This window comes from Streptomyces sp. YS415 (assembly GCF_023544665.1).
Lineage (GTDB): Bacteria > Actinomycetota > Actinomycetes > Streptomycetales > Streptomycetaceae > Streptomyces.
Genome location: NZ_JAMJFL010000053.1, coordinates 1 through 25,883, shown reverse-complemented (window position 1 = coordinate 25,883; position 25,883 = coordinate 1). Strand labels below are relative to the sequence as shown.

General features: G+C 68.8%; 26 protein-coding genes and 2 pseudogenes. 15 read left to right on the top strand and 13 right to left on the bottom strand.

Going from position 1 to position 25,883, the window contains the following annotated elements; genetic code table 11:
- The first annotated feature begins 1,151 nt into the window (after positions 1-1,151).
- Both M8H82_RS35025 and M8H82_RS36870 read left to right on the top strand, forming a co-directional pair.
- Positions 1,152-1,742, top strand: a complete 591-nt coding sequence (locus M8H82_RS35025) for an isochorismatase family protein (protein ID WP_250079537.1) — start codon at positions 1,152-1,154, stop codon at positions 1,740-1,742.
- 520 nt (positions 1,743-2,262) lie between these two features.
- A complete protein-coding gene (locus tag M8H82_RS36870; RefSeq protein ID WP_374211739.1) occupies positions 2,263-2,538 on the top strand; it encodes a hypothetical protein in 276 nt (91 codons plus the stop codon).
- Positions 2,539-2,766: 228 nt separating this feature from the next.
- Here M8H82_RS36870 and mscL read toward each other — a convergent pair whose 3' ends face one another.
- On the bottom strand, positions 2,767-3,210 hold the full coding sequence (gene mscL, locus M8H82_RS35015; RefSeq protein WP_250079535.1) for a large conductance mechanosensitive channel protein MscL: 444 nt from the start codon (positions 3,208-3,210) through the stop codon (positions 2,767-2,769).
- Between the two features lie 321 nt (positions 3,211-3,531).
- On the opposite strand from mscL, the gene M8H82_RS35010 reads away from it, so the two are divergent.
- Positions 3,532-4,281 (top strand): ZIP family zinc transporter, encoded by a 750-nt coding sequence (locus M8H82_RS35010; RefSeq protein WP_250079534.1) that lies wholly within the window; start codon positions 3,532-3,534, stop codon positions 4,279-4,281.
- 63 nt (positions 4,282-4,344) lie between these two features.
- Here M8H82_RS35010 and M8H82_RS35005 read toward each other — a convergent pair whose 3' ends face one another.
- The 5 genes and pseudogenes from M8H82_RS35005 to M8H82_RS34985 all read right to left on the bottom strand — a co-directional run bounded on the left by M8H82_RS35005 (position 4,345) and on the right by M8H82_RS34985 (position 8,370).
- Entirely contained in the window at positions 4,345-4,557 is a 213-nt protein-coding gene (locus tag M8H82_RS35005) for a hypothetical protein (protein WP_250079531.1), read from the bottom strand.
- 205 nt (positions 4,558-4,762) lie between these two features.
- Positions 4,763-5,278, bottom strand: a complete 516-nt coding sequence (locus M8H82_RS35000) for a hypothetical protein (protein ID WP_250079529.1) — start codon at positions 5,276-5,278, stop codon at positions 4,763-4,765.
- A gap of 158 nt (positions 5,279-5,436) precedes the next feature.
- A pseudogene (locus M8H82_RS34995) lies at positions 5,437-6,356 on the bottom strand (NAD-dependent epimerase/dehydratase family protein).
- A 402-nt stretch (positions 6,357-6,758) separates the two neighbouring features.
- The gene (locus M8H82_RS34990) at positions 6,759-7,175 is read right to left on the bottom strand and encodes an alpha/beta fold hydrolase (RefSeq protein ID WP_250079527.1); all 417 of its coding nucleotides are present in this window, start codon (positions 7,173-7,175) and stop codon (positions 6,759-6,761) included.
- Entirely contained in the window at positions 7,162-8,370 is a 1,209-nt protein-coding gene (locus tag M8H82_RS34985) for a trans-acting enoyl reductase family protein (RefSeq protein WP_250079525.1), read from the bottom strand. Before M8H82_RS34985 ends, M8H82_RS34990 begins: the two co-directional genes overlap by 14 nt.
- A gap of 70 nt (positions 8,371-8,440) precedes the next feature.
- On the opposite strand from M8H82_RS34985, the gene M8H82_RS34980 reads away from it, so the two are divergent.
- From M8H82_RS34980 to M8H82_RS34955, 6 genes are all read left to right on the top strand, one after another.
- The gene (locus tag M8H82_RS34980; protein WP_250079523.1) at positions 8,441-9,016 is read left to right on the top strand and encodes a TetR/AcrR family transcriptional regulator; all 576 of its coding nucleotides are present in this window, start codon (positions 8,441-8,443) and stop codon (positions 9,014-9,016) included.
- A 104-nt stretch (positions 9,017-9,120) separates the two neighbouring features.
- Positions 9,121-10,047, top strand: coding sequence for an acetoacetate decarboxylase family protein (locus M8H82_RS34975; RefSeq protein ID WP_250079520.1), 927 nt, complete (start codon positions 9,121-9,123; stop codon positions 10,045-10,047).
- 7 nt (positions 10,048-10,054) lie between these two features.
- Complete coding sequence (locus tag M8H82_RS34970) at positions 10,055-11,641, top strand: succinic semialdehyde dehydrogenase (protein WP_250079518.1); 1,587 nt, start codon at positions 10,055-10,057, stop codon at positions 11,639-11,641.
- Positions 11,642-11,866: 225 nt separating this feature from the next.
- Positions 11,867-12,421, top strand: coding sequence for a type 1 glutamine amidotransferase domain-containing protein (locus M8H82_RS34965; RefSeq protein ID WP_250079515.1), 555 nt, complete (start codon positions 11,867-11,869; stop codon positions 12,419-12,421).
- Between the two features lie 465 nt (positions 12,422-12,886).
- Positions 12,887-13,120 carry a hypothetical protein gene (locus M8H82_RS34960; RefSeq protein ID WP_250079514.1) on the top strand — a complete coding sequence of 78 codons (234 nt, stop codon included), beginning with the start codon at positions 12,887-12,889 and terminating at the stop codon, positions 13,118-13,120.
- Between the two features lie 15 nt (positions 13,121-13,135).
- Positions 13,136-13,510 (top strand): fic family toxin-antitoxin system, toxin component, encoded by a 375-nt coding sequence (locus tag M8H82_RS34955; RefSeq protein WP_250079512.1) that lies wholly within the window; start codon positions 13,136-13,138, stop codon positions 13,508-13,510.
- Positions 13,511-13,908: 398 nt separating this feature from the next.
- Here M8H82_RS34955 and M8H82_RS34950 read toward each other — a convergent pair whose 3' ends face one another.
- On the bottom strand, positions 13,909-14,352 hold the full coding sequence (locus tag M8H82_RS34950) for a MarR family winged helix-turn-helix transcriptional regulator (RefSeq protein WP_250079539.1): 444 nt from the start codon (positions 14,350-14,352) through the stop codon (positions 13,909-13,911).
- 120 nt (positions 14,353-14,472) lie between these two features.
- On the opposite strand from M8H82_RS34950, the gene M8H82_RS34945 reads away from it, so the two are divergent.
- Both M8H82_RS34945 and M8H82_RS34940 read left to right on the top strand, forming a co-directional pair.
- A complete protein-coding gene (locus M8H82_RS34945) occupies positions 14,473-14,847 on the top strand; it encodes a cupin domain-containing protein (protein ID WP_250079510.1) in 375 nt (124 codons plus the stop codon).
- A 98-nt stretch (positions 14,848-14,945) separates the two neighbouring features.
- Positions 14,946-15,182 (top strand): hypothetical protein, encoded by a 237-nt coding sequence (locus M8H82_RS34940; RefSeq protein WP_250079508.1) that lies wholly within the window; start codon positions 14,946-14,948, stop codon positions 15,180-15,182.
- An 8-nt stretch (positions 15,183-15,190) separates the two neighbouring features.
- Here M8H82_RS34940 and M8H82_RS34935 read toward each other — a convergent pair.
- Both M8H82_RS34935 and M8H82_RS34930 read right to left on the bottom strand, forming a co-directional pair.
- Positions 15,191-15,502, bottom strand: a pseudogene (locus M8H82_RS34935) (transposase); the annotation flags it as partial.
- 29 nt (positions 15,503-15,531) lie between these two features.
- Positions 15,532-16,365, bottom strand: coding sequence for an NAD(P)H-binding protein (locus M8H82_RS34930; RefSeq protein WP_250079507.1), 834 nt, complete (start codon positions 16,363-16,365; stop codon positions 15,532-15,534).
- 794 nt (positions 16,366-17,159) lie between these two features.
- Between M8H82_RS34930 and M8H82_RS36690 the strand changes: the two genes are divergently transcribed.
- Entirely contained in the window at positions 17,160-17,471 is a 312-nt protein-coding gene (locus tag M8H82_RS36690; protein WP_250079505.1) for an STAS domain-containing protein, read from the top strand.
- Positions 17,472-17,547: 76 nt separating this feature from the next.
- Here M8H82_RS36690 and M8H82_RS34920 read toward each other — a convergent pair whose 3' ends face one another.
- Entirely contained in the window at positions 17,548-17,925 is a 378-nt protein-coding gene (locus M8H82_RS34920; RefSeq protein ID WP_250079504.1) for a MerR family transcriptional regulator, read from the bottom strand.
- A 75-nt stretch (positions 17,926-18,000) separates the two neighbouring features.
- Here M8H82_RS34920 and M8H82_RS34915 point away from each other — a divergent pair, with 75 nt between their 5' ends.
- Entirely contained in the window at positions 18,001-18,729 is a 729-nt protein-coding gene (locus M8H82_RS34915; RefSeq protein WP_250079502.1) for an SDR family oxidoreductase, read from the top strand.
- A gap of 51 nt (positions 18,730-18,780) precedes the next feature.
- Here M8H82_RS34915 and M8H82_RS34910 read toward each other — a convergent pair whose 3' ends face one another.
- Both M8H82_RS34910 and M8H82_RS34905 read right to left on the bottom strand, forming a co-directional pair.
- A complete protein-coding gene (locus M8H82_RS34910) occupies positions 18,781-19,116 on the bottom strand; it encodes a hypothetical protein (protein WP_250079501.1) in 336 nt (111 codons plus the stop codon).
- Between the two features lie 646 nt (positions 19,117-19,762).
- Positions 19,763-20,113, bottom strand: a complete 351-nt coding sequence (locus M8H82_RS34905) for a hypothetical protein (RefSeq protein WP_250079499.1) — start codon at positions 20,111-20,113, stop codon at positions 19,763-19,765.
- Between the two features lie 288 nt (positions 20,114-20,401).
- Between M8H82_RS34905 and M8H82_RS34900 the strand changes: the two genes are divergently transcribed.
- Both M8H82_RS34900 and M8H82_RS34895 read left to right on the top strand, forming a co-directional pair.
- Positions 20,402-20,713: a trypco2 family protein gene (locus M8H82_RS34900; RefSeq protein WP_250079496.1), complete on the top strand. Its 312-nt coding sequence runs from the start codon at positions 20,402-20,404 to the stop codon at positions 20,711-20,713.
- A gap of 33 nt (positions 20,714-20,746) precedes the next feature.
- On the top strand, positions 20,747-24,403 hold the full coding sequence (locus M8H82_RS34895) for a hypothetical protein (protein WP_250079494.1): 3,657 nt from the start codon (positions 20,747-20,749) through the stop codon (positions 24,401-24,403).
- A 148-nt stretch (positions 24,404-24,551) separates the two neighbouring features.
- Here M8H82_RS34895 and M8H82_RS34890 read toward each other — a convergent pair whose 3' ends face one another.
- On the bottom strand, positions 24,552-25,124 hold the full coding sequence (locus M8H82_RS34890; protein WP_250079492.1) for a DinB family protein: 573 nt from the start codon (positions 25,122-25,124) through the stop codon (positions 24,552-24,554).
- Positions 25,125-25,883: the final 759 nt, after the last annotated feature.

Sequence of the window (25,883 nt, the reverse complement as noted above, 5' to 3'; positions counted from 1 at the left end):
CGAGGCGCTCGTTTCCGGCAACGCCCATGATCTTGTGACGTGGATCCGAGCCCGACCACAGGCCCGACCATGAGCCCGGGCACCCCGACCACGGCAGGTCAGCACGTTGCGACGCAGCCAGCCCAGCGCCTGCCCGCTCATGCCTGATGATCACCCGGTTGGCCGCGCCTGTGGTGGGCCTGCCCGGGCAGACGGGCATACGCGCGTCCTGGGCGCGATCCATCCTCCGGTGGTGTTCCGGGCGTGTGGGTGGGTGCCGCGGCTGATCCCGAGTCGGCCGCGGCGCCTGACCGTCTGCCGGCTATCCCGTCTGCTCCCGGGTGCTGGTGAAGCGCACGGCCAGGCCGACAACCCCACCGACAGCCGCTCGTTCGCCCGCGGGATCCGTCCGTAAATCCGCAGGCGACACGGGTGAGCAGGCGACCGCAGCTGTGCAGGCCGCGTACGGACTCAACCCTGCCGCGGTGGCGAGCGGTTGGCCGGACGCGCCAGTGCCGGCGGTCCGGCCGGTGATGCTCCGGCGACTCGTTCGCCAGCGCGCAGTCGTGCGGCCGCGACTGGTGGTGGAAGTGCCTGGCACGGTAGGGGGAGATGCGTGCGAACACTCTTCCCCGGCATGGCGGGCACGCCAACTTCACGCGGTGCACGTCCGCCCAGGAACGGCCACAACCGAGATCGTCCAGCGACGCATCCAGCCGACCCCAGCCCGCATGCACGGCGGTGTACCCCATCAGCCCGCCTCCCGTGTGGCCCGAGAAGGACATCCAGCCCGGGCGGCGGGCTGCTCCGTAGACGCGGCGCGGCTTGCTGCTCCACAACCGATTCTCCGACCCGGTCGCAACCGCCGAGCAGCTACCGCCGCACGGTCTGATCCACTGCCGCGGTATCCGCGCGTCTCGCTCCGTCCGCTTTGAGAGGTAGAGGCAGCCGAGGGCTTCTTCGCAAAGCGAGGCTGCCGCTACCAGCACTGGACGGCAGACCTTGACCCGACTGCGGACCGCACCTGGCCTTTGCCTGCTTCGAGGTGCGAATCGTTCCTGCGGTGAATGTCTACGGCTGTATGGGTGAGCGCAGTCCGCCATGCCTCCGGGGGAGGTGTGAAGGCCGGTAGAAGACGGGGGTCGTTGCCGTCCTCCTGAGGGGTGTTCGTGATGAGCCGAGGCTTGATCGTCGTGGATGTGCAGAAGGACTTCTGTGAAGGAGGCAGTGTTCCGGTCGCGGGAGGCGCGCAGCTCGCCACCGCGATCGCCGAGCTGGTGGAGCGGGCGGACGGTGACTATCAGTACGTCGTGGCCACCCGCGACCACCACATCGACCCTGGCAGCCACTTCTCCTCGAACCCGAACTTCAAGGACAGCTTCCCCGTCCACTGCGTCGCCGGAGACGAAGGCGGAGAATTCCATCCGAACTTCGCCCCGGCCGCCGCCGGCGGCAAGGTGGACGCCGTCTTCTTCAAGGGCGCCCACAGCGCGTCCAAGAGCGGCTTCGAAGGCGCGGACACCGAAGGCACCCTCCTCGCTGACTGGCTGCGCGCCCGCGGGGTGCGGCATGTCGACGTGGTGGGCATCGCAACCGACCACTGCGTGCGCGCCACTGCCCTGGATGCTGCTGCGGCCGGATTCCGAACCCGGGTACGCCTGGACTACACGGTCGGTGTCGCCCCCGACACGATTGCCTCCACTCTGGACGATTTCCGCCAGGCAGGCATCAAGGTGTCCGGCAAGACACCGGCCCAGAGGTAGCCCAGCAGGCAGGACAACGCGCCCTCCCTGCGGCGGTCCACACTTCGCGGAACCGGTTCTGCGAGAACACGTTGGCCTGGCAGGTGCACGCCTGCCTGGGGTGCCTCGCCCCTTCGGGGCGGGGCGCCCGGAGCTGGCGTCTTCGAGGATCAACCCGCGCGGTGGAGGTTGCCATGTGGTCTCGCGCACACCCCGCTCCTGACGGCCCTGCGGACGCTGGCCAAGCGGGTCCAGAGCCTCAGCGAGGAACACACCGCCCTGACCGGAGAGCTTGACCAGCTGGTCACCATGCTCAACCCCGACCTGCGTGCCGCCTATGGGGTGGGCCCGGACACCGCCGCCCAGCTGCTGATCACCGCCGGCGCGAACCCGGCCCGCCTTCGCACGGAGGCTTCCTTCGCCGCCCCCGTGCGGCGCGGCACCCGTCCCCGCGTCGAGCGGGAAGACGAACAGGCACCGGCTTCCCCGGGGCGGCGACCGAGCGGCCAACGCCGCTCTCTACCGCATCGCGCTCGTGAGAATGGCCCGATGCCGACGCACCCGCGAGTGCGTCGCCGGACAGACCGCCGCCGGACGCACGAAGAAGGAGGTCATCCGGCTGCTCAAACGCGCGATAGCCCGCGAGGTCTTCCGGCTCTTGACCACCCCGGTCCAAGTCCCCGAGATCGCGGACCTCCGTCCAGCCCGGCAGACGAAAAACATCACTCTCACCGCCGCCGCCAACCACTTCGGCGTGTGGCCCGCCGTCATCTCCAACATCGAACGCGGCCCTCCGCCGCGACGACGCCTTCGCTGATGCCTACCGCCAATGGCTCACCGCCGCTTGACCGACGATAGGAGCATCGCAGTCCTTGAGGGCATGGCCGAGTGGCAGAGCCGCTTCCTTGACCCGGTCTATCCGGTCGTCTATGTGATGGCCGCGGGTGTTCCGAGCAGGTTGAACAGCAAGCGGTTGAGCGCACTCGTCGCCGATGGCGGCGCCGTGGGGCTGTCCGGTTGTCCCGGATCGATCTGTTGCGACCGGTCATCCGGCGCGCTGGGTGGTCTCCCCGGCCTGGGCGGGCACCGCGGGCAGGGGCACGGTGCAGGAGGCGCAGCGTCGGGCCTGGGCGGGGACAGGGCTGAGGCACTCGGGGCAGTCCCGCTTGGGGGCCTGGACGTCGTGGTGGGGGGCGAGGCGCTCGTGCAGCTTGTTGATCGGGAGTACCACGAGGAAGTACAGGGCGCAGGCGAGGAGGACGAAACTGATCGCGGCGTTGATGAAGGCGCCGTAGGGGAATTCGGTGTCGCCCAGGGTGAAGGTTTTGCGGCTCATGTTGCCGGTGGCGCCGGTGGCCAGCCCCACGAGCGGGGTCAGGAAGGCGCCGACGAAGCCGTTGACGACGGCGGTGAATGCTGCTCCGATGACGATGCCGACGGCCAGGTCGACTACGTTGCCGCGCAGGATGAAGCTGCGGAAGCCCTTCACCTTCTCACCCCTTACAGGCCCTTGACGTCAACGGACGACACCAAGGGGCGCAGTCGGCCCGGCCCCTTGACCCCCGGATGCCCTGCCACGCCTCACCCATGCCTGCTGGCGCCCATTGCCTACTCCGGGGCGCGGGGCAGCCTGCCGCTGCAGGGTGCCGCATTGTCACCGGCTCTGTGCAGGTATCCGACACAGGCTGGGCGAAGGTCCGCACTACGGGCAACCACCCGCGAGGAGGCCGCAGGGCGACGGTCACTCGTTGTTCTTTGTATTGGCGGGTAGGAGGGGGTGCATCTGTGAGCAGCAAGGGAAGGGGCGGTTGTGAGTGGAGCGTTGATCGCCGGCGGGTGGGGGCTGTTCGCGGGTGCGGCGCTGCTGGTGGGGGCGGGGCTCGGCTCGCTGGTGCAGGTCCCGCCCCGACTGATCGCGCTGGTCATGGCCTTCGGCAGCGGTGTGCTGATGGCCGCGGTGTCGTTCGAACTGATTGCTGAGGCGTACGAACGCTCCGGCATGGCACCGGTGGTGACCGGGGCGGTCGGCGGTGCGGCCGTGTACTCGGGAGCCAACGCCCTGCTGGCGCGGCGAGGTGCCCAGCACCGCAAGCGCTCCGGCGAGCAGCAGCCGTCCGAGGCCGAGGCCCCGGGGTCGGGCAACGCCATCGCGTTGGGGGCGCTCCTGGACGGGATCCCGGAGTCCGTCGTCATCGGCACCAGCCTGCTGGGAGGCGGGCAGCTCGGGGTGGCGACTGTGGGCGCGGTCTTTATCAGCAACCTCCCCGAAGGACTTGCCAGTGCGGCCGGGATGCGCAGTGCCGGGCGCAGCCGCAGGTACGTGTTCGCGCTGTGGGGAAGCATCGCCGTGATCAGCGGTCTGGCTGCGCTGGCCGGCTACGCGCTGCTGGGCGGGGCCTCCGAGACGGTGATGGCGACGATCACCGCGGTGGCGGGCGGGGCGATCCTGGCGATGATCGCCGACACGATGATCCCCGAGGCGTACAGCAGGGTGCACCTGTTGACGGGACTGGTCACCGTGGTCGGGTTCTTGTCGGCATTCGCCTTGGCTCAGCTGTGAGAGGTGGGGCGCGGCAAGCAGGGCGCCATTTCGGCCTCGGGCTCCACAGCAGTCCGATCAGGCTTAAGACACCAGCAGCCAATCGGGTTCGACGACTTTCGTACGAAAGCCGGCCGCTGCCAGGCTCGTGGCCAGTGCGCTGTCCGGTGTCTGGTGCAGACAGGGCAGTGCCGTACGCCGTTCCAGACCTTCCTCGTGTCCGACGGGCGTGAAGGCTTGCGCAATGCCCTGCGGCCGCCACCCCAGCAACACCCCGTCGTCTTCCTGCGCGTGCACGGTCAGGCCCCCTACGGCGGCTTCTGGTTCGTTGAATCCGGCCTGGTCAGCACACGGCGGATCTCGTGTAGGAGCCGTTGGCTATCGCGCACGTCAGTCACTGTCGGAGGTCCGCCGTTCATGGGCCGAAGGTCGCTTGTGAGGCAGCGTCGGCGCAAAGGGGGCCTTTTCATCGGGCGCTGTGGCTGCTGAGCGGGTCATGGGCTCAGCTGCTGGCGAGCATCGGGCTGGTCCGTGCGGACAATGTCGGGTGGGCGTGGGGACAGGGCGTGGCAGAGGTGGTCGCGGGAATCCGCATCCTGCGCAGGAGATCCTGGGTGGTGCGCTTGCGTAGCGTGCTACGCCAGGCGAGTCCCGGGTGGCGGGAGCGCAGGTGTGAGAGCGCGCGGGTGCCCAGACCGGTGCTTTGGAAGCGCTCGTCAATGACGACGGCAGTGATGACGCCTTGGGCGCAGTCAGTGCAGATCCGGTACTGGACCTGGCCGACGACCTGGCGGATGTGGACGAGGAGGAGGCATTCCTCGCCGGTCCCGGACGTGTCTGGAATGTGCGTGGACAGGAAGTCGATGGCCCGGTAGGCGAGGATGCGTCGACGCAGGCGGCCGGTCACCCGGCTGCGGCGTGCGTGCTTGGCGCCGGTGTGGCCGGGCGGCGGTGTCTGGGCTGCGAGGGCCGGGCCGAACAGACTGCTGCTGGTGGGACGCGCATGTTGTCCGTGCATGCCCTCTCGTGTGCCCAGACGGCCCGCAGCTACCCGCTCCGGTGCGCAGGTACCGTGGCGCACTCGTACCAGCCCGCCACGGGCGTCACGCCCTCGGAGTACCGGAGCCGCTTCGGAGCCGCGGCACGAGTCGACCGGCAGGAGGACTCGCCGGCGGGTCAGCCGGCGAGGATCCGCTCCACTCCCTCCCGATAGTTCGTGAGCTGGAACTCGGGAAAGCGGGCCGCGAACTTCGAGCTGTCGAAGATGTTGTCGTCCCGGTAGCGGACGAGCAGCTCGTACATCTCGTCGAGCGGCTTGACGAAGCGGCGCCCGAGGCGGAACGCGAGCATCGGCAGCACCGTGTAGCCGATCTTGCGGCCGGTGACCTCGCCGGCGATCTCGATGAGCTGGGCGTAGGACTGCCGGTCCGAGTCGACCGGCAGGTGCCACGTCTGGCCGTAGGCATCCGGCGTGTTGCCGAGCAGAGCGAGAGCGCGGCTCGCGTCGGGGGTCCAGATCAGGGAACGCTTGGCGCGGGCGTCGACCGGGACGAACGGCCGCTTGCCCGCCTTGATCCGGTCGAACACCAACGAGTTCGTGTAGCTCTTCGTCCGGCCGGGACCGTAGAACTCGGGCGCGCGGCCGATCAGGGCTTCGACCCGTCCGGCCCGCATGGCATCGAGCAGCATGGTGGCGAGCTCTGCGCGGACCCGTCCCTTGCGTCCGCCCGGTGCGAATGCTGTCGACTCGGTCTGGGGCGTCGACGTTCCGGGATACATGTAGGTGTTGTCGAAGAAGACGAGCTTCGTGCCGTGTTCGGCGCAGGCGTCGATGACGTTCCGCATGATGACGGGGAACTGCCGTTCCCACAGCTCCGAGTCCAGGGGGAGGCCGACGGTGAGGTAGGCGATATCGCTGCCCGCGACGGCACGGCTGGTGGCGTCGGCGTCGGTGAGGTCTGCGGCCATGAGTCATCGGTGTCGTTCACCCTCGACGGCTTGCGGCTGACGAGGCGGATGTCCTTGGTGTGGTTGCGGTGGAGCTCGTTCACGAGCTCGTCGGCGATCGGTCCGCCGGCGCCGAGAACGGTCTGCATTGTGTCTCCTTGAGGTGGATGGCGCGGGTGGCGACGGCAGCTCAACTGCGAGCAGCGTCGCACTACCGCGTGACGATGCGGTCGACCACCGTGGCCGGGGTGCGGACCCAGCCGATGTGGTCGTTGGTCGAGGCTTCGGGCACCTGGTCGGTGTTGTAGTGCCAGCGTGTCACCGAGGTGGACGAGAAGAGGCGATGAGGGAGGTCGGCGACGGCCCTGACCGGCGACAACGTGTCGTCGCCCAGGCTGATGACGAGGGCCGTGTGGTGATCGGCTGGTCGAGCGCGTACGGCGGTTGGCCGGTGAGCACCATGCGGGCCCATTCCCGCATCAAGGTGCGCGTCCCTGGGCCACCGAACGCCGGCTTCGGGAGGTAACCGCATACCGCCGTCATCACCGGGATCACCAGTGCCGCCATGGCAGCGACGTGGAGGCCCCCGTAGGCGAAGTGGCGATAGTGCGGGATGCGCCGGCGACCGTGATCACCCCGTTGGCCGGCGGACGGGTGAGCTCGTGTCCGGCTACGAGCTGTCCCCCGAGGCTGTGACCGAGGAGGAGCACTGGCCGCGCGGGTGACTGCGCCCGCACCGCGGCGACGGCTTGTGCGATGTCGTCGATCTCGTCGCGGTAGGCCCAGTCCTCGCGTCGGCTCGCTCGTGGCTCACCGCGCTCGAACCCTCGCCGGCGCAGCGCTCGGGCTTGCCACCCGCGTCGCTCGAACTCGGCGACCAGTGGCCGGTAGTAGCCGGAGCCGATGGCCATCGCCGGCGCGATGAGAACGATCGGCGTGCTGGCGCCACCCTTCTCAACGCCCGACATGGGTCGCCGTCTGCGAGGTGATCACGGTGAAGGAAATGCCGGCGTCGCCGAGCCGGCGCAGCAGGTTCTCTCCCATCGCGGTGGCGGTGGTGACCTGGCCGGCGGTGGGTGGGTTGTCGTCGAAGGCGAGGCACAACGCCGACTCGGCCAGCATCTTGGCTGTCTCGGTGTAGCCGGGGTCTGCGCCGCTGACCTGGGTGTGCACGGTCTGACCGCCGCCCTCGCCGATGATGTCGACGGTGAACCAGGTGCGATCACGTCGTTCGGCCGACGGCCCTTCTCCTTGGGGGATGTGTCGGCCGATGGCGCGGCGCAGGGGCGGGACCTGCACGGCTGCCAGGGCTGCGGCGAAGCCGGCAAGTGCGCCGGCGACGGTCGCGACGCGTCGGGCGCCAGCGTAGTGGGAGTAGGTGAAGTCGGGCCCGTAGTCCGGGCGAGCGAGCGCGGAGCGTCGTACGACGTCGGGGTCGATCGTGGGCAGCGGGATCAGCCAGGTCCCGAGCGTGCGGTCGCGACGGGGGCGGCCGATGCGGGTGCGGATCTGTCGTCCCCGCGGTCGCGGCTCGAGACGACGGCGTCCGGCCGCGGCCTGCAGCATTGCGCGTGGTCGCGACAGCTGGCCGAGGCCGGAGTGCAGCGTGCCGCCGGAGATGGTGGCGTTCGTGCGGACCACTCCCCGAAGGGTCACCGGCACTCCGGGCGGCAGCTGCTGGACGGTGAAGAGCGCACCGAGGTCGTGCGGGATCGAGTCGAAGCCGCAGGCGTGGACGATGCGAGCACCGGTCCGCTCGGCCGTCGCGTGGTGCTCGATGTACATCCGGTCGACGAACTCGGGCTCGCCGGTGAGGTCGACGTAGTCCGTGCCGGCCGCAGCGCAGGCCGCGACCAGTGGTTCGCCGTACTCCAGGTAGGGGCCGACCGTGGTGATCACGACCCGCGCAGACTCGGCGACGCGGGCCAGGGACTGCGGGTCCGAGCAGTCGGCGTGGAGCAGCGCGATGTCCTCCGGCTGCTGGTTGATCCGGAGGAGACCGTCGCGAACGGCCTCCAGCTTGGCCTGGTTGCGTCCGGCCAGGGCGAGCCTGGCTTCGGGAGGGAGATGGGCAGCGAGGTACTCGGCGGCCAGAGCGCCGGTGAAGCCGGTGGCGCCGAGGAGCACGACGTCGAAGGGGCGCGCATGCGTGCGTGGGGACATCGGGTCTCGGTTCCTCCGGACGTGCGCTATGTTTACGGTGCTAACAAAGCGTAGGAGGGCGAAGTAAGCAATGTCAACATCAGAGAAGAGTGGCTACCATCACGGCGATCTGCGGGCGGCACTGCTGTCGACCGCGATGGAGATGCTGGAGAGCGGCGAGCCCTTCTCGCTGCGCGCCGTCGCGCGCCAGGCCGGCGTCTCGCCGACCGCGCCGTATCGCCACTTCAAGGATCGCGACGCTCTGGAGTCCGCGCTCGCCGTCGAGGGTTTCCGGAACCTGCTGGCCGACCTGGGCGGCGGGCGCGACCTGCCCGCCTCACTCCCGGACCTGGCCGAGTTCGCCGTCGCCTACGTCGCCTTCGCGCTGCGGCGCCCGGCTCTGTTCCGCGTGATGTTCGGCAAGCCGTGCGACGACGCCGACGACGAGCGGGTCAAGGCCGCCGACGCCCTGCACGAGCTGCTGGCCGACGCGCTCGACCGCGTCTTCCCCGACGCCGACGCCTCGGCCCTGGCCACGGCCGGCTGGGGGCTCGCCCACGGGCTGGCCTGCCTGTATCTCGACGGCAAGCTGCAGGCCGCGTCGGGCGAGGAGGTCGCCGACCGGGTGCGCAACGCCTTCCTCGCCATCACCTCGGTCGGCTCCTGAGGCGTACCGCCCGCCCGCCGCGCGCCTCGCATCCTCCGTTGTTGACGGTGCTCACATCGCGTGTAATCCTCGGTGTTAGCACTGCTCACATTGGAGGACAGTCCATGGCATCGACCGGCAAGCTGACCGACCGGACCGTAGAGGTCGATCTCGGAGGGCGTCTCGTCACCGTCCCTGAAGGCGGCCTCTATGACCGGTTCCGCATGGACACCGACCTCGACGAGGTCGAGCGGGACCCGCGGGTCAGCAGCGTCGACTTCTTCCGCCGGATGCCGAAGAGCCGCGTGGACTCCCGCATCGGGCCCACGCTGACGCCGAACTTCTACTACCGCATCTCCACGACCCGGCTCACGATGCTCGCCCCGACCAAGGCGATCCGGGCCCGCCTGCCCCGGGAGCTGGACCCGCTCGAGATCGCCCCGGGGCTCGGGATCGTCTCCGTGATGGCCTTTCGGTACGACGTGTGCGACATCGACTTCTACACCGAGGCCGCGGTCGGCATCGCCGTGAAGCCGGCCCGGCACGGTGGGCTGGGCCTGCTCGACCTGGTCACCGGGCTCAAGAACGACTCCCTGCACTCCTACGTACTCTCGCTCCCGGTCAACACCGAGATCGCGCAGGTGCGCGGCCACGACGGCTACGGGTTCCCCAAGTGGGTCACCGAACTCGACGTCGACATCGACACCGAGCGCACCTCCACCAGGGTCACCAACGACCAGGGCCGCCTTGACCTCGCCCTGTCGGCGCCCACCCCGAAGCAGACCGCCCGGCCCACCGGCGAACACGTCTCGACCCTGACCTCCTACACCACGATCGACGGCGCCTGGCACTCCACGACCAGCCAGATCAACATGCTCTCCTCGGGAACCACGCGGTTCCCCCGCGGCCTGGACCTGCAGCTCGGTGAGGGCCGGATGAGCGACGACCTGCGCTCGCTGAAGCCGATCCGGACGATCCAGCTCGACGTCACCACCGACGGCCAGCTGGCGCTGCACATGCCCGTGCCCACCTCCATCCAGGACCGGAGCTGAGGACGAGATGACCACCACGAACACCGGCCACGTCGAGGCCGCCCTCCCGACATCGCTGACGCCGGCCCGTATCGCCCACCTGGCCACCCTGGTGGCCGCCGGTGCTCGCGCCCAACGGGTCGCCACGACCTCGCCGTACACCGGCGCACCGCTCGCAGACCTGCCGCTCTCCACCCCCGACGACGTCGAGAACGCCTTCGCCCAGGCACGCGCTGCCCAGGCCGGCTGGGCAGCCACCCCGGTGGCCGACCGCAAACGCATCATGCTGCGCTTCCACGACCTCGTCCTCCAGCGGCAGGAGGAAGCCCTCGACCTGATGCAGGCCGAGAGCGGCAAGACTCGTCGCGACGCGTTCCTCGAGGTCAGCGACATCGCGATCACCGCCCGCTACTACGCGCGCAGCGCCCGGCGGCTGCTCTCACCCAAGCGCCGCAAGGGCGCGATCCCGGTGCTGACCCACACCACCGAGCTGCACCACCCCAAGGGCGTCGTCACCGTCATATCGCCCTGGAACTACCCGCTCAGCATGGCCGCCGGCGACGCCATCCCGGCCCTGATGGCCGGCAACGCCGTCGTACAGAAGCCCGACACCCAGACCGCCCTGACCGCGCTGTGGGCGCTGGCCCTGATGCGCGAGGCCGGCCTGCCGACCGACGTCTGGCAGATGGTGATCGGCCGTGGCAGCTCCATCGGAGACGCGCTCATGGCCGGCGGGGACTACATGATGTTCACCGGCTCCACCGCCAGCGGGCGCCAGATCGCGCGCAACGCGGGTGAGCGGCTGATCGGCGCGTCCCTGGAGCTCGGCGGCAAGAACGCCATGGTCGTCCTCGCCGACGCCGACATCGAGAAGGCCGCCGCCGGCGCGGTCGCCGCCTGCTTTCCCTCGGCCGGCCAGCTGTGCGTGTCCATCGAACGCCTCTACGTCGCCGATGAGATCCACGACGCGTTCGTCACCGCGTTCGTCGAACGCGCCCGGGCCATGCGCCTGGGTGCGGCCTACGACTTCTCGATGGACATGGGCTCGCTGACCACCCCCTCGCAGCTCGAGACCGTCAGCTCGCACGTCCACGACGCGGTATCGAAAGGCGCGACCGTACTGGCCGGAGGCAAGGCCCGGCCCGACCTCGGGCCACTGTTCTACGAGCCGACGATCCTGACCGATGTGACCCCTGCGATGACACTGTTCGACCACGAGACGTTCGGCCCCGTGGTGTCGATCTACCGCTACCGGTCGGTCGACGAGGCGGTGGCGATGGCCAACGCCACGCCGTACGGCCTCAACGCGTGCGTCTGGGGCCGCAACGGCACCGAGGCCCGCAAGGTCGCGGGACGGCTGCACGCGGGCACCGTCAACGTCAACGAGGCGTTCGCCGCCGCCTGGGGCAGCATCGACGCCCCCATGGGCGGCATGGGCGACTCGGGCCTCGGCCGCCGTCACGGCGCCGACGGGCTGCTCAAGTACACCGAAGCCCAGACCGTCGCCCACCAGCGCCTCCAGGGCTTCACCCCGCCCCGCGGGGTCCAGCACGAGCAGTGGGCGCGGATCCTGACCCGGGCATTCAAGACGCTGCGTGCCCTGGGCATCCGCTGACCGACCACTGGCTCCGGCTACGACGGCCCGCCACCTCGCCCTCCCGGTCCGCATGAAGGAAGATCAGCCATGACCAAGCGCGTCCTCAACGTCGTCACGAACGTCGGCCACTACGACGACCCGTCCCACACCACTGGCCTGTGGCTCTCCGAGCTCACGCACGCCTGGCACGTCTTCTAGGAACACGGCTACGAGCAGACGCTCGTCAGCCCGGCCGGCGGCGCGGTGCCTCTCGAGCCGCGAGCGCTGAAGTTCCCGAACTACGACAAAACCGCCAAGGCCTGGCGCACCGACCCCGGGAAGATGGCGATGCTCGAGAACACGGCGAGCCCGGACCAGATCGACCCATCGGACTACGACGCGATCTACTTCACCGGCGGTCACGCGGTGATGTACGACTTCCCCGACAGCGAGGGCCTGCAGCGCATCACCCGCGAGATCTTCGAGCGCGGCGGCATCGTCTCCTCGGTCTGCCATGGCTACTGCGGCGTGCTCAACACCCGGCTCTCCGACGGCTCCTACCTTATCGCCGGCCGCAAGATGACGGGATTCGCCTGGACTGAGGAGGTCCTCGCCCGCGTCGACAAGCTGGTCCCCTACAACGCCGAGGAGAAGGCCAAGCAGCGCGGCGCGCTCTACGAGAAGGCGGCACTGCCGTTCGTCTCCTACGTCGTGACCGACGGCAACCTGGTCACCGGCCAGAACCCGGGCTCAGCCAAGGCCACAGCGAAGAAGGTCGTCGAGGTCATCGCGGGCAACGCGTCGAAGGAGCGAGGCTGAGTCGAGACGCAGTCCTGCCGTGACCGAAGGTCCCCGGATGGATGTCGCCGAAGGTCGCGCTCCACGTCAGTGACGGGACTTTGTAGGTCGGCAAGGCTAAATCAGCACGCGAACTCGGGGCGGCCGGGCGTTCACGGGGCCGCCCTGGTCCGACGACACCACCCGATACCAGGTCACGGCGACACGGCGACGACCTGACCCAGGCAGCAGAGATCACTCAGTACGCGGAACTGCTGCCGCGCCGGTCGCCCAGGCCAAACGTCGTGGGTGAAGGAACGCCCGTAGCCGTCCCCCAAGCGGGGCACGTGCGGCCGCCCACCGCGCGCGTGCCCCAGACGGGCACACGGTGCAACCAGGGGCCGAACTCACCCGGACGGGAATTCGGCCCGTCGCACCGTGCCAGGTAATTTTGCGGCTTCAGCCCATCTCTCCCCGTCCGCCTTCCGGTCCGGCTACCGTGTGGTTATGGCGAAGGAGATCCGTATCGAGGTCGATGACGAGACGTACGAGGAACTGCAGCGTCTCGCCGCTGACGATCATCAGGAACCTGATCAGTACGCGAGTCGGCGGCTCACTGCAGACCTCGCTCGCTCCCGGTTCCTGGAGGGCAGCGCCCGCTTCATCAGCGCTCCCGGGATGCGTGAGGAGTTTGCCCGCCGCTTCGGTCCGGGGCCCGGGTCAAGCGCGTCCGCTGCGTGAGGCGGGCTGCTCGTAGTGGACCTGTCAGTGGATCTTGCTTGGCTCCTGGAGATTGCCCGTACGCAACTGGGCGATCCTGATGTGACGGACTGGGGAGCTCTGGAAGCGGCGCGAGCGCGGCATGCATTCCGCGTTCTGGACGAGCCCGTGTATCCCCGCCCTCATCACCGCGCCGCGGCCCTTTTCCAGTCGCTGGTGCGCGTCCCGGCTCTGGAGTATAGCAACCAGTTCTTTGCCGCGGCGGTCGCTGTCGGTTATCTGAACGCCAGCGGCCTTCCTGCCCAGTTCACGGCCAAGGAAGCTGCAGACCTCGCTGAGCAGGTAGCCGCCGGCCAGGTGGATGTCCGCGCACTGGCCGCCGCGCTCAAGGAGTGGACGGAGCGGACCTGAGTGTGAGGTCCATCCTCCTCTGAGGCCGCCGGGGGAGACACTGCTGACGGTCATATCTGTCGCTGTGTGGGGCTGGGGCTGCGGCACTCAGGCGTGCCCGTATCCCTCCTGCGTAGCGGTTCAGGTGGGCGATGGCTGCGAGGGCGGTCATGGCCGCGTCGAGGAGCTCGCGTTCAACGTCCCAGCCCAACGCAGTCCGTCGTCGTCGATCTCCACCTGGACGATGTTGCCGCTGGCGACCCCGCGTACGAACCACGGGGTTGTTGTCCAGTCTCACTGTCCCGTCACCCAGGTCCACCGCCCAGAGGCTCTCAACACTCGCTGGAGGCCAACCGTCGACGAACTTCTCGCGAAAGGCTCTATGAGCCCGGAGCATGCCAGCGGTAGTTGATGGGTCGTCACCAGGAGGGGCGTACGGGCCCCTTGGGCGCGATGCGCAGCAAGTGCTGCCCCAGCGCGCGCACTTCCGCCTCACCCAGCACCGCGCCCCACTCCCGCACGACGTCCGCCGCCGCTTCCTCCGCGGCCCGGGTGTTGGCCCAGCCGCGCTCGGTCAGGGCCAGCAGCCGGGCGCGCGCGTCCCGCGGATGGGGCCGTCGCTCGACGTACCCCTTGCGCACGAGCTCGTCCACGAGCTGGCTCGCGGCCTGCTTGGTGACCCCGAGGTGCCCGGCAAGGTCGGTGACGGTGGCCCCGCCCGCCGCGATCCGGGTGAACGCGAATCCGTAGGCGGACCTGCCCTCGAAACCGCGCGCGACCACACCGTCGTTGATACGTCGCACCAGCTCACTCGCGGCGGCGAGCAGCGCGAAGGACAGGGAGAGGGCCTCGGAGTTCTGCAGCGGAGCATCGGGGTTCTGCACGGGAGCATTCAAACACCCTTGACGAAAAGGTCAAGCCGCTTGACTATTGGGACTGCACAACCAGTCAAGCAGCTTGACCATTCGACCAGGGGGAGATCCATGCCCGTCATCCGCTCGACCGACGCCGTCACCCACGAGATCCACGGCGCCCGTTTCGTCTCGTACGCCACGCCCCGCACCGGCAGCAAGGAGCTGTGCGCATGGCGCGGCGAGATCCCGCCGGGCACGAAGGCACCGGCGCACACCGTGAACAGGGAGGAGATCCTGCACGTCCTGATCGGCAACCTGCGGATCACACTGGACGGCACCACGACCGACATCGCGGCGGGCGACACCCTGATCATCAATCCGGGCGCGACCCTGGCCGTCGAGAACCCGACCGACCAGACCGCCCTGACGTGGGTCACCACCTCCATCGGCCTGACGGCGGACCTGGCCGACGGCACCCGCCTCGCGCCGCCGTGGGCCAACTAGGGCCTGTCTCTTCGAACCGTCCGTGAGATCGTCGTGCTCGTGATCGAGTCCTGGGTGGTCAATGACGACAGCTGTGGCCCGGACGATCGCTGGCCTTCGTGACGAACACCGAGCGCGTGATGGTGATGCTGCTCGAAGAAGAGAGCGATCCCGGCGAGCATGCCGTAGACCCCGGGGCTCAGAGGTCGAGCGACGGGTTCGTCCTGTCCAACGGGCAGGACGACGAGTACCCAGATGAGGACACCGTCCCCATCCGTGAGGCGTTCAGGCGTGTGAAGCACATCGTAGGCACGGGATTCTGGCCGACGGACGCGCGCTGGGCGCTCGATCGATGAGCGGGCTGTCACCGCGCCCAGATCAGGATTGCAGCGAGGTGGAGTGCGGCCTGGCAGGCGATCGCGAGCTTGTCCGTTCACATGGCCAGGCCGCGCCACTGCTCGAGCCGGTTCATGCATCGCTCGACCGCGTTGCGCTGCTTGTGCGACTCGGCCTCGAAAGTCGGTGGGCGACCGCCGGCACTGCCTCGCCGCAGACGGTGGCCGACCTGGTCGGACGGCTGGGGGATGACAGCGCGGGTCCCGCGTCGGCGGAGGTGATTCCGGATCGCGCGGGATGAACAGGCGCGGTCCGCCAGGACAACGTCCGGGCGGGTCCTGGCGAACGCTCGACAACCGGTCCGGTGTCCTACGCGGAGCCGAGACTCCGGAATGTCGCGGCGTGCGCAGTGGCCCACTGAGCGAAACTCCGGGGAGGGCGGCCGGTGACACGTTCTACCGACGACGTCACATCGGCCACTGTGGTGGGCACCGTTGCCCACATGCGCAGCATGAAGTCAATGCCTTCCTCCGGCCAGCCTTGAGCCCGCCACAGCTCGCGTGCCTGCCTGTCTGTCAGGTGCGTGAAGTGAATCTCGCGGCCGGCTGCCGCCGCGAGGGCGGCGGTCTTGTCCGCCGGGCTGAGTGCCTGGGGGCCGGTCAAGACGTAACTGCGACCGGCGTGCCCGCCCTCGGTCAGGATGATGCTGACGACGTCCGCGACGTCCCTCTCATGCACCGAGGCGGTTCGCCGGTCGCCGTACGGTTCACGGACCCGCCCCTCGGCGCGGATGGCGTCGGCCCACCCCAAAGCGTTGGCCATCAGGTCGACCGGCCAGAGGAATGTCCACTCCAGACCGCTGCCACGCACCGCCTCGTCCAACCCCTGCCCGTCGCCGGGCGACAGGACCGTGATCCGGCGCACGCCCGCCTCGGCGGCCATCGTCAGGATCTCGCCTCCGGTCCGCAGCGGTGCGTGGTCCGCTCCGGTGGTGCCGAGCAGGTGAAGGGCGTCGACGCCGTCCAGCGCCGCGGCCAGGGACGACGGCTGCTCCAGGTCGCCTTCCACCATCTCGACACCCCTCGGCGGCCGGGCGACGCCCGCATCGCGGGTCAGCACGCGGACCGGCCGGCCCGTGAACAGCAGCCGTTCCACGATGTGACGGCCCAGGTTTCCCGTCCCGCCGGCCACCAGAATCGTCATGCGGAGTTCCCCTCGTCGAGTTGCGCAGACATTCCTGCGAGGACGCAACGCTACGAGGCATCCAGGTCAGTACCTGACCTATTTCCCGGCCCGGGAGGTGGGCCGATGGGCGGGACACAGCCTGCCGAATCTCAGCCCAAGCCGCCCCGGCGGGACCGTGAAAGCCGGCAAGAGCCGAGACCCGGCCGCCTCACGAACAGGGCACATCAGGTCTTCCCGGAGCTGCTGGGCAGCCCGGCGGAGTGCCGGAGCCGGTGACACCAACCCTGCTTCGCGTGCTGCTGGTGACAGGCCGCGTGCCGATTCGGTGACAACCACCCTGCTTCGGCCGGTCGAAATCACAGGTCCACGGACGCCGATGGTGACACCTGGCGTGCTTAGGCAACTTCCCTGGCCGCCCCCGGCTCCTGAGGAGCAGTGCTCCGCTCCGGATGTCGCGGAGAAGGAGGTGTAGCCGTGTGCGCCCGGTTTACCCCCGGCGCCTGCGCTGGGACAAAACCGGAGACGGCCGCAAGGGCGCTGCAACCCTCGGTCCGCCCCTCGGGGTAACTGTGGGAACACCCTCCAAGCAACGGTCGGACCCACCAAGGAAGCAACCCGCCACCGCCCGCGGGAGGGGCTGGCGCTGGGGGCGCCTTCACCTCGCGGGCCGGGTAACGCGCGAGACGCTTTGGAGCCTTACAGCCCTGCCCGACCGCGGCTCAGATGCAACACAAGTAAAGACAAGGGTTAAATTTTTGGGGCCCGTAGGCTCTTGCCGCGACTCCGCGCGGTCTGCCGGTTGGGAGAGCGTCGTGGCTGGTCCGTCGGTTCAGGTGATCACCTCCGGCCACTGTCTGGTGGCGAGGGTCAGCGGCGAGATGAATTACGTGACCGAACCGGTGTTCCGCCTGCAGTTCGGGGAACTGATCGCGCGAGGCGACCGATTCATCGTGCTGGATCTGTCGGGCGTTGCGTTCCGCGATTCGGCCGGGCTGAACGTGCTGCTCGGAGCGTGGAGACAGGCGGAGGCGGCCGGGGCTGTGCTGGTGCTGGCGTGTGTGCCGGATTTCTTGCGAGGGATTCTTCAGGCCGACCGGGGTGGTTCAGGTTCTGCGGGTCTATGACACGGTCACCGACGCAGAGGCCGCCTTCGGCTAAATACTCCAGCCGTAGATCGCTGGTGCGCCGACCGACCCGCGCCTACGGGTGCGTGTCCGTGATCGCGATGACCTCATCGAGGCGGTCCAGGGCGGCCTGCAGGTCGTCGACCTTGGCCTGGATACGGTCGCGCTCGGCGCGCAGCATGGCTCGTTGCTCGGCGTCGGTGTGCCCGGAGTCCCAGCACGGAAGGAGTTCGGTGATCCTTCGGCTGGTGAGGCCGGCGGCGAACATCTGCTGGAAGAAGCGCACCAGGGTGACGGCGTCCTGCCGGTAGAGGCGCTGGCCGGAGGGGCTGCGCTCCGCGATGAGCAGTCCCTGCTGCTCGTAGTAGCGCACGGCGCGTACCGAGACACCGGCGCCCCGCGCCACCTCGCCGATACGGATCAGCCGCTCGGCCGAGGCCTGCGGGACGGTCATGATGATTCCTCTCGCCCCGGTCCTGACGACCAGCACTTGCCCCTGACGTCAACGTCAGGTTTTAGCGTACCGGACATGGAGATCAACAACTCAGTTGCCCTTGTCACCGGAGCCAACCGCGGCCTGGGCCGCGCCTTCGCCCAGCGCCTGCTCGAACGGGGCGCCCGCAAGGTCTACGCGACGGCCCGCCGACCGGAGACCGTGGACCTGCCCGGGGTCGAGGTACTGCGCCTCGACATCGCCGATCCTGCATCCGTGAGGGCCGCCGCCGAGGCCGCCCCGGACGCCTCGCTCCTCATCAACAACGCGGGAATCAGTACGGGGACCGACCTGGTGACCGGCTCGCTGAACGCGGTGCGGCACGAGCTGGAGACCAACATGTTCGGCCACCTGGGAATGATCCGGGAGTTCGCGCCGGCGCTCGCCAGGAACGGCGGGGGCGCGATCGTCAACGTCCTCTCCGCCATGTCGTGGTTCGGTGTTAAGGGCGCCAATGCCTACCACCTGACCAAGGCCGCCGCCTGGGCCATGACCAACGGCGTCCGCCTGGAGCTCGCCGAGCAGGGCACGCTCGTCACAGCGGTACACCTCGGCCTGGCCGACACCGACATGTCCGCGGGCTGGCCCGTGGACAAGATCGCTCCGTCGGACCTGGCCGACGCGGCGCTCGACGGTGTCGAGGCGGGCTCCGCCGAAGTCCTCGCCGACCAGTGGAGCCGGGACGTCAAGTCCCGGCTGCCGCTGAAGCCGGAAGAGTTCAACGCCGCGATGGACCGCGCCCTGGCGGCGCTCACGGCGACCTGAGGGGCCCTCGGGCCACGCTGGCTTCGGTCGGTTGCTTCTGAGGTTGGTCAATCAAGGGGTGAAGACCTGCTCCAGCCGGTCGATGGCTCCGTCCGTGCCGAGGTGGTAGCGGAAGACGAGTCCGCTGTCGGGGTGCGCTTCCAGCCAGTCGAGGAAGTCCTGCACGCCGATGGGCTGGTTCTCGGTGCTTGCCACGATGGGGTCTGTGACGGTGACGTACGCGGCCTGGTCCATCGGCAGGTAGGTCTCCTTGCCGACCGCTTCGAACGGCGCGCCGTCGGAGTCCGGGGTGCCGCAGCCCCAGTTGCCGTGCCGGATGATCAGACTCAGAGACCCGCCTTCGGGCGTGTAGCGGTACACGGCGATCTCATCCGGCGAGATCGGCATCTTGTGGTCGCAGCCGTCGTCCTCAGCACCGGCGCCCTTGGAAGCGGTCGAGCCAGGGGCCGACGCCGCAGGTGTTCCCGCCGGTGCCGGGGGAGCGGATGCTTTGCCGGCTGCCGGCGGGGAGATCTTCCCGGTGGGCGGGGCCTGGGGGGACGAGGGCCCCTCGGTGCCCTGCTCATCCCGAGTCGGCGAAGAAGTGACGGCCGGCGCTGCCGTGCCGTGCGAGCGTGGGGAGTCCGGGGAGCAGCCGGTGAGCGCCACGACGCCGGCCACGCAGGCACCCAGGGTGAGCGTCCGGAATGCGATCGGTCTGCAGCTGGGTTTGATCATCTTGGAGAGTCCCCCGTGGCGGTGGTAGCGACTGCTGCGCAGAGGCGTGAGCGTGAGGGATCATTTTCAGCCACGCATGCCTCCTTAGGCTGCGCTCCGCGGCGTCTGTTGCGAATCGGTGACCACTTCGCGGTCACGCTCGCAGGGCGCCGCGTCAGCCTGGCCGGCGCCGAGTCCAAGATCAGCCAGGTCGATACCGCGTCCCCCGGCCGACTGGTGAACCTCGGCCTGCCCGCTCTGCGGTTGGAACCGATGACATGCGACCCAAGTAGGGCGCCCTGTCAGCCTCCGGTCCGTTCGCTAAGGCATCGGCAGGTTATGGCAGCAGGCACTCTCCCTGCGGATCGAAGCAGACGAGTCCGTGCTCGCGCGCCAACGAAGCAGCGTACTCGCAGACCTCCTCAGCCTTGCTGTAGGACATGAGCAGGTACACCATCGGCCCGGAAGCCTCATCGATCACTGGTGGCGACGCCCATACGACACTGCCGTCGGCGTCGTCCGGGTACCGCCTGACGAGCGCCTCGACATAGGTCACGATGCGCGGGGTCGGCGGCACGACGACATCATCCGACTCCAGGTAGCGCGCATAGAGCTCGTCGTAAACCGAGCCCGCTTGCTGGTTGTTGAATGGACGTTCACCGTCCCACACAGCAAGGTCATAGCTCACAGCCGAATCGTCGCAGGTGACGTTCGGCCCGGTGGACTGCGCCACCGATTCGGCGGCCGCCGCCGACTACCTCACCCGCCCCGCCCGCTGACCGCCCGCCAGGGCGCTGCACACGGCCGCCCCCGGCCCCGCTCCGGTGGGCGTCGGTGATCATCATGCCGACCCCGAGGCGAGAGAGCTGGCCCAAGGGCACGACCGATCTGCGGGTGACTTCGCAGTTGGGGGTATCGCCGACTCGTGGTTGTCCTACCGTGAACTGCAAGCGCCGCAGGACCAGGGGAGGACGACGTGTCGCAGGAACCGTGGGCGGAATTGGGGGAAACAGTCAGTGCGATCCGGGCCCAATTGCAGCAGGCCATGGACGAGGGAGCCGATCACGCGCTGAAGTTCCGCACCGGACCGGTGGAACTGGAGTTCTCCATCGAGGTCCGCAAGGAGGGCGAGGCCAAGGCGAGGGTCTTCGTTCTGCCCTGGGCTGCCGAGGCGCGCGGCGCGATCAGCACCAGTGCGGCCAACCGGATCAAGCTGACACTGCAGCCCATCGATGCCACCGGTGCCGACGCACGCGTCGCCAAAGAGACGCAGCAGCGGCCGATGTGACCACCACGTTCACGGAGTGCAGGGACGAGGTAGATGGACGCCGCTCGGGTCGTTGAAGTATGGAGCCCGGCCGTGGGCCGGGTGGGCAGCGGCTACCTGCTCAGCGAGGGTCTCGTGCTGACGTCTTATCACGTCGTGCCGGGCCTGGAGCATGGTGCGACGGTGGACGTTCGCCCGCTGTCGGACCGGGAGGAAGCTCGCTGGCTGCCGGCACTGCTGTGTTGGCCCGAGCAGCCGGTGGACCTGGACGCCCATCCGGAACGGGATGCGGCCCTGCTCGTGATCGACGAGCGGCACCGTGGGGCCGGCACCGCGCGGGGCAGGGTGCGCTTCGGGCTGGTCACCGGGCAGGATCGGACGCCATGTGTAGGACTGGGGTTTCCTGACGCGGAGGCGCGTCCGGACGGCCGGCGCGACACCATGCCGGTGCGGGGACACCTGGATGCCCTGCAGGCGCGTAAGTCCGGGCTGCTGACCGTGCACGTCGATGAAGGGATCGTGCCGCGTCGTCGGGCGCAGGGATCGGGCTGGGCAGGCAGCTCCGGCACCGCCCTGTTCTGCGGACCCCTGCTCGTCGGGGTGCTGGCCACCGACCGTGCCATCGCGGATGACGCTAGCGTCCTGGGCGCAGCTCCCCTCACCGTTCTCGAAGCGCTGCCGGGCTTTCGCGAAACGCTTGCCGCCCATGGCGTCGAGCTGCGGCTGGAGCCGGCCACGAAAACCCACCAGCGGCTGACGTCGTACCTGGCAGCCGCCCGCAACGCGGCCGTGGAACACCCCTACGACGGCGTCCTGCCGGGCTCCGCCCCGCTGCTAAACGCCGTGTACCTGCGCCAGCATGTCCATCGCCGTGAAGGCGAACCGGCCCAGGGACGCCATGTGGGCCCCAGGCCCGCCCGTACCACTCTCATAGGCATTGGCACGCACAAGAGGACCTACAGCCTCGAAGCCGAGCCGTCCGAGGGGCGCCAGGAGGCTCGACGAGGCTCCAAGACCTGGACGGCGGTCGACGCCCTCATGACCGCGCCGCAGACATCCGTGATCCTGGCCGGACCCGGGGGTGGCAAGTCCAGCCTGCTGCGTACCCTGCTCGCCGCCGGCATCGAGCGCTGGGACGCCGGACACGACGTGACACCACTGCCGGTCCTCGTCCACGCCTCGGCACTTGCCGACAGTGGCCTGACCAAGGGACTCGCGACAGCCGCCAGTACGCATCTAAGGGCGCACGGCCTCGTGGAGGACCTCTCCCAGGACTTCTTCCTCACGGCACCGAAACCAGGGGCACGCTGGCTCGTCCTGGTCGACGGCCTGGACGAAGTCACCGACCCCGCGAAGCGGCGCTCCGTCCTGAGACTGGTCGCAAGCAGAAGCGACACGCACGACAGCCCGTACGTCTTCATCATCGCCACCCGCCCGCTGGCTGAGGAAGAACTCGCCCTCCTGGGCGACACGGTGCCCCGCTACGACCTCCTGGCCTTCGACCGCACAGACCTGCCGGAGGTCTTCACCAGGTGGTTCCGCGCGCACAACCTGGTCGATCCCGAGCAGCGCGCCCGACTCTTCCGCCAACAGCTGGACCGCAGCAACCTGCTCGAGCTGGCCCGTGTCCCTCTGATGACAGCGATGCTCTGTCAGTTGCACGCCACGTCCTCCGACGACTCCCTGCCGTCGAGCCGAGGCGAGATCTACCGACGCTTCACCACCATGCTGCGTCAGCACCAGTACCGCACCAGCGTTCCCGGAACGCATCGTCACGCCGGTGTGGAGAGCTATCCCGAAGGCGTCAGGCACGCGGAGAACACCCTCAAGCACCTGCCCGACCTGATCGGTTACCTCGCAGCCCAGCGCCACGCCGGCTGCACGCTCCCCGCAGTCACCATCGTGCAGTCACAGACCGAAGCCGCCTGCCCGAAAGGGATCCCTTCCGACGTCTGGCAGCGGTTCCTGGACACGGCCCTGTGCCGTAGCGGCCTCCTCGTCCCCCGCGGCGCCGACTTGGAATTCCTTCACCCGACCTTTCTGGAATACCTGTCCGCGTGCCATGTCACGTCGATGACCGGAGTCGATGCACTCCGTGTCGTATTCGACCGTCCCCGTCGCCGTCTCCCGTTCCGCAAGGAATCTGGAGCCCAGGCGCGGCTGTGGCTCCGCCGGTACTGGATGCCTCCGCAGGCAGACCCGTCCGACGTCGGCTTCCTCCTCGACGCCGCACAAGAACAAGACCGGCTGACAGCCGGAACAGTTCACCTTGGCCGCCTGGTTGCGGGCGGACTCCGGGGATGCGAATACCTCGGCGCGCTCGTGCAGCTCGGCACGGCCCTTCCCGCAGACGTGCTCCGACAAGCGTCGGCCGCGCTGCGCGGTATGGCCAGCGACCCCGCTACTGACGCCTACTCCTGGGGGAGGGCGGTCGATGCACTGGCCAGGCTCGGCGACCGCGACACGCTCCTCACGCTCCTTCTCGACCCCACTGTCAGTACTGGCACACGTGCGCGTACAGGCGCAGCGCTGGCCGCTCTCGGCGACCGCCGCGCCGGTGACGGCCTCCACGCCCTTCTGACGGACGCCGATGTCGATGCCGACGTCGGCATCGGTCGACAAGTTCGACTCCAAGTGGGCCAGGCGCTGAGCAAATTGGGTGACCCACGCGGGGTCGACATCCTCCATGGCCTCGCTCAGGACAACGCAGACGTGTCCTGGTTCAACCGCACCAGCGTCGAGGCAGCTGATGCGCTGGCCCGACTCGGGGACGTCCGCGCCGCGGACCTGTATGCCGCTCTGGCCGAGCGCACCACCGATCAGGATCTGCGGCTCAGGGGAGCCAAGGCACTGGCCGGACTCGGCGACCCCCGTGGCACTGCCATGCTTTACGACCTGGCAATGGACGGCGAGCTCCGAAGCCGGGGGCGGCTGGATGCGGCCAGGGCGTTGGCCGGCCTCGGCGACCCCCGCGTACCAGACCTCCTGCACGCCGCGGCTCTCGACCCCGGTTGCTCCGGAGAGGGGCGTCTGACGGCGGCCGAGACCCTGGCCGGACTCGGCGACCCTCGCGGAGGCGGCGTCCTGTACGCCATCGCCCTGGACCCTTCGATCAGGGCCAGCCCCACTTGGGGCGGACTCAATCCCGACCCCCGTGCAGGGGCGGCCAAGGCACTGGCCGAGTTGGGCGACCCCCGCGGCATCGCATTGCTGCACGACCTGGCCGAAGACATGGCACTCGGCCACTGGAGCCACCTGGAGGCGGCGAGCGCGTTGGCCAGACTCGGTGACCCGCGCGCATCGGAACTCCTGCACGCCGCGGCCCTGGACTCCAGCAGCTCCGGAGAGAACCGCCTGAGGGCGGCGGAGGCCCTGACCGGACTCGACGATCCCCGCGGCGCAGACGCCCTGTACGCCATCGCCCTGGACCCCTCCGTCCAGCCCTGGAAACGGGACATGACCGGTTATGGCCGGCCTCCCACCCCGCGCGTCAGTGCGGCCGAGGCTCTGGCCGGACTCGGCGACCCCCGTGCACTCAATCTCCTGCGCGGGCTCACTCACGCACGTGGGACCTTCGACTGGTACGACCGCGAGTTGGCGCGCGAAGCACTGAAGCGGCTTCGCACTCGCCCCGACGACATACTCACCTGGATGGGGACCCTTATGCACCTTGGGCAATCACGAGCAAAGTCGAGGAAAAGGACGATGTAAGGGATGCGTACCTGCCACGTTGACTGCGTACAGGGTGTCCAACAGGACGCGCGCCCACCACGACCAGCCACGGGCCTCACGCCTCGCGAGCGCGAAGTAGGGCCGCGTCTGTCCCGTCTCACCGAAGGCTGGGCGGTCTCTATGAGTCTTACGCACGGTGGGTGTCGGCCGCCGCCCGGATGCGGGCGTGATACTGCTGCCACTTGGCATCGTCGCCGAAGCCGTCGTGATCTGGTCCGGCTTTGCCGTCGATGAGCTCGCGCAGGACATCGGCGTGGCCAGCATGCTGAGCAGTCTCGGAGACCATGCGAACGAGCAGCACGCCCAGGGTGGTGGCCCGGCGTTCTTCGGGCCAGTGCGGCACCTGGCCCGGGCTTTCGAGTGCGAGATCCGTGATGGTCCGGTCAGCATGCGCGCAGGCACGTTGATAAAGCCCGATGATGTACGCGCTGGACTCCTCGGGCCTGGCCCACATGTCTGCACCTTCCCAGATCGAACCGTCCTCGACCCAGGCCAGCGGCTCTGGTGCTGGCCGGTCGAACGATTCTCCGAGATATAGGTACTCAAGGCCTGCCAGATGCTTGACCAAGCCCAGCAGATTTGTGGCGGTGGGCGTCATGGGCCGGCGCATGTCGTATTCGGTGAGTCCCTCCAGCTTGGAGAGCAGACCGGCCCGGCCTGCCTGCAGCGTGCGGTGCAGCTCCGCTTTGAGATCAGTCACGTGGTCCTCCTCAAGGATGCGGCCACCCAACCACGCGCCTGTGCAGAGAAGTCGGCGATGCACCCGAGGCTGAAGCCCTCGGGCTGGCGGTGCGGAGCCTCACCTTCCAGCACCCGCCTCGCCCACTGAACTCCCGGCGGACGTTGTGACGCCGACCGCGGACAAATCTTCACTGAAAGGGCATAGTGAACCGCTCCGGGATTGGTGGAGGCTCTATGCGTTGTCTCCAGTTGCCGGTTGGGGCTGGGGTTGAGCGTAGTGGTTGGTCTCGTGCTCGTGGGGCGGGATGTGTTCGATCGCGGTGTGGAGGTGCTGGTGTCGAAGCAGCCGCAATCGGTGATCTGCGTGGCGACGTCCCACCGGCCGAACTCGCCCAGTACTGCCTTCACGCCCTGACCGCGGCCGCCGCCTTCACTTCCCGGACTGCAGTGGCCCGCCTTGTCACCGTCACCCTCGACGGCCTCCGCCCACCTCGCTGACAACGAGTGAACCGTTCTGTAGCTCCTCAACCGTTGCGCGGCGAGAGCGGAATGCCCGGTGACTGTTCGGGGTGCTGGGCGGTGGTGCAAGGCCGGTGGGGCTTTGATGCCTGGCGGGGAATGGCAGGCCCTTCTTCTCCCGAGAGGTGGCGGTCCCACCTCACTTCCTCACCCTTCGCGGCGGATTACCTCCCTGTCGGACACGCAGAAAATCTGCAGCGGTGGGAGTAGACATTGGTCTGCCTTCTGGCTACGATTTCTCTCGTAACCCAGAGAGACA

Coding starts and splice junctions, on each gene's coding strand:
- M8H82_RS34970 (WP_250079518.1), top strand. CDS start 10,055: ATGACCACCACGAACACCGGCCACGTCGAGGCCGCCCTCCCGACATCG.
- M8H82_RS34910 (WP_250079501.1), bottom strand. CDS start 19,116: ATGCCGATCTCGCCGGATGAGATCGCCGTGTACCGCTACACGCCCGAA.
- M8H82_RS34985 (WP_250079525.1), bottom strand. CDS start 8,370: ATGTCCCCACGCACGCATGCGCGCCCCTTCGACGTCGTGCTCCTCGGC.
- M8H82_RS34895 (WP_250079494.1), top strand. CDS start 20,747: ATGGACGCCGCTCGGGTCGTTGAAGTATGGAGCCCGGCCGTGGGCCGG.
- M8H82_RS34975 (WP_250079520.1), top strand. CDS start 9,121: ATGGCATCGACCGGCAAGCTGACCGACCGGACCGTAGAGGTCGATCTC.
- M8H82_RS34990 (WP_250079527.1), bottom strand. CDS start 7,175: ATGTCGGGCGTTGAGAAGGGTGGCGCCAGCACGCCGATCGTTCTCATC.
- M8H82_RS36870 (WP_374211739.1), top strand. CDS start 2,263: ATGGCCCGATGCCGACGCACCCGCGAGTGCGTCGCCGGACAGACCGCC.
- M8H82_RS35025 (WP_250079537.1), top strand. CDS start 1,152: ATGAGCCGAGGCTTGATCGTCGTGGATGTGCAGAAGGACTTCTGTGAA.
- M8H82_RS34945 (WP_250079510.1), top strand. CDS start 14,473: ATGCCCGTCATCCGCTCGACCGACGCCGTCACCCACGAGATCCACGGC.
- M8H82_RS34920 (WP_250079504.1), bottom strand. CDS start 17,925: ATGACCGTCCCGCAGGCCTCGGCCGAGCGGCTGATCCGTATCGGCGAG.
- M8H82_RS34930 (WP_250079507.1), bottom strand. CDS start 16,365: ATGACGATTCTGGTGGCCGGCGGGACGGGAAACCTGGGCCGTCACATC.
- M8H82_RS34915 (WP_250079502.1), top strand. CDS start 18,001: ATGGAGATCAACAACTCAGTTGCCCTTGTCACCGGAGCCAACCGCGGC.
- M8H82_RS34960 (WP_250079514.1), top strand. CDS start 12,887: ATGGCGAAGGAGATCCGTATCGAGGTCGATGACGAGACGTACGAGGAA.
- M8H82_RS34980 (WP_250079523.1), top strand. CDS start 8,441: ATGTCAACATCAGAGAAGAGTGGCTACCATCACGGCGATCTGCGGGCG.
- M8H82_RS35000 (WP_250079529.1), bottom strand. CDS start 5,278: ATGCACGGACAACATGCGCGTCCCACCAGCAGCAGTCTGTTCGGCCCG.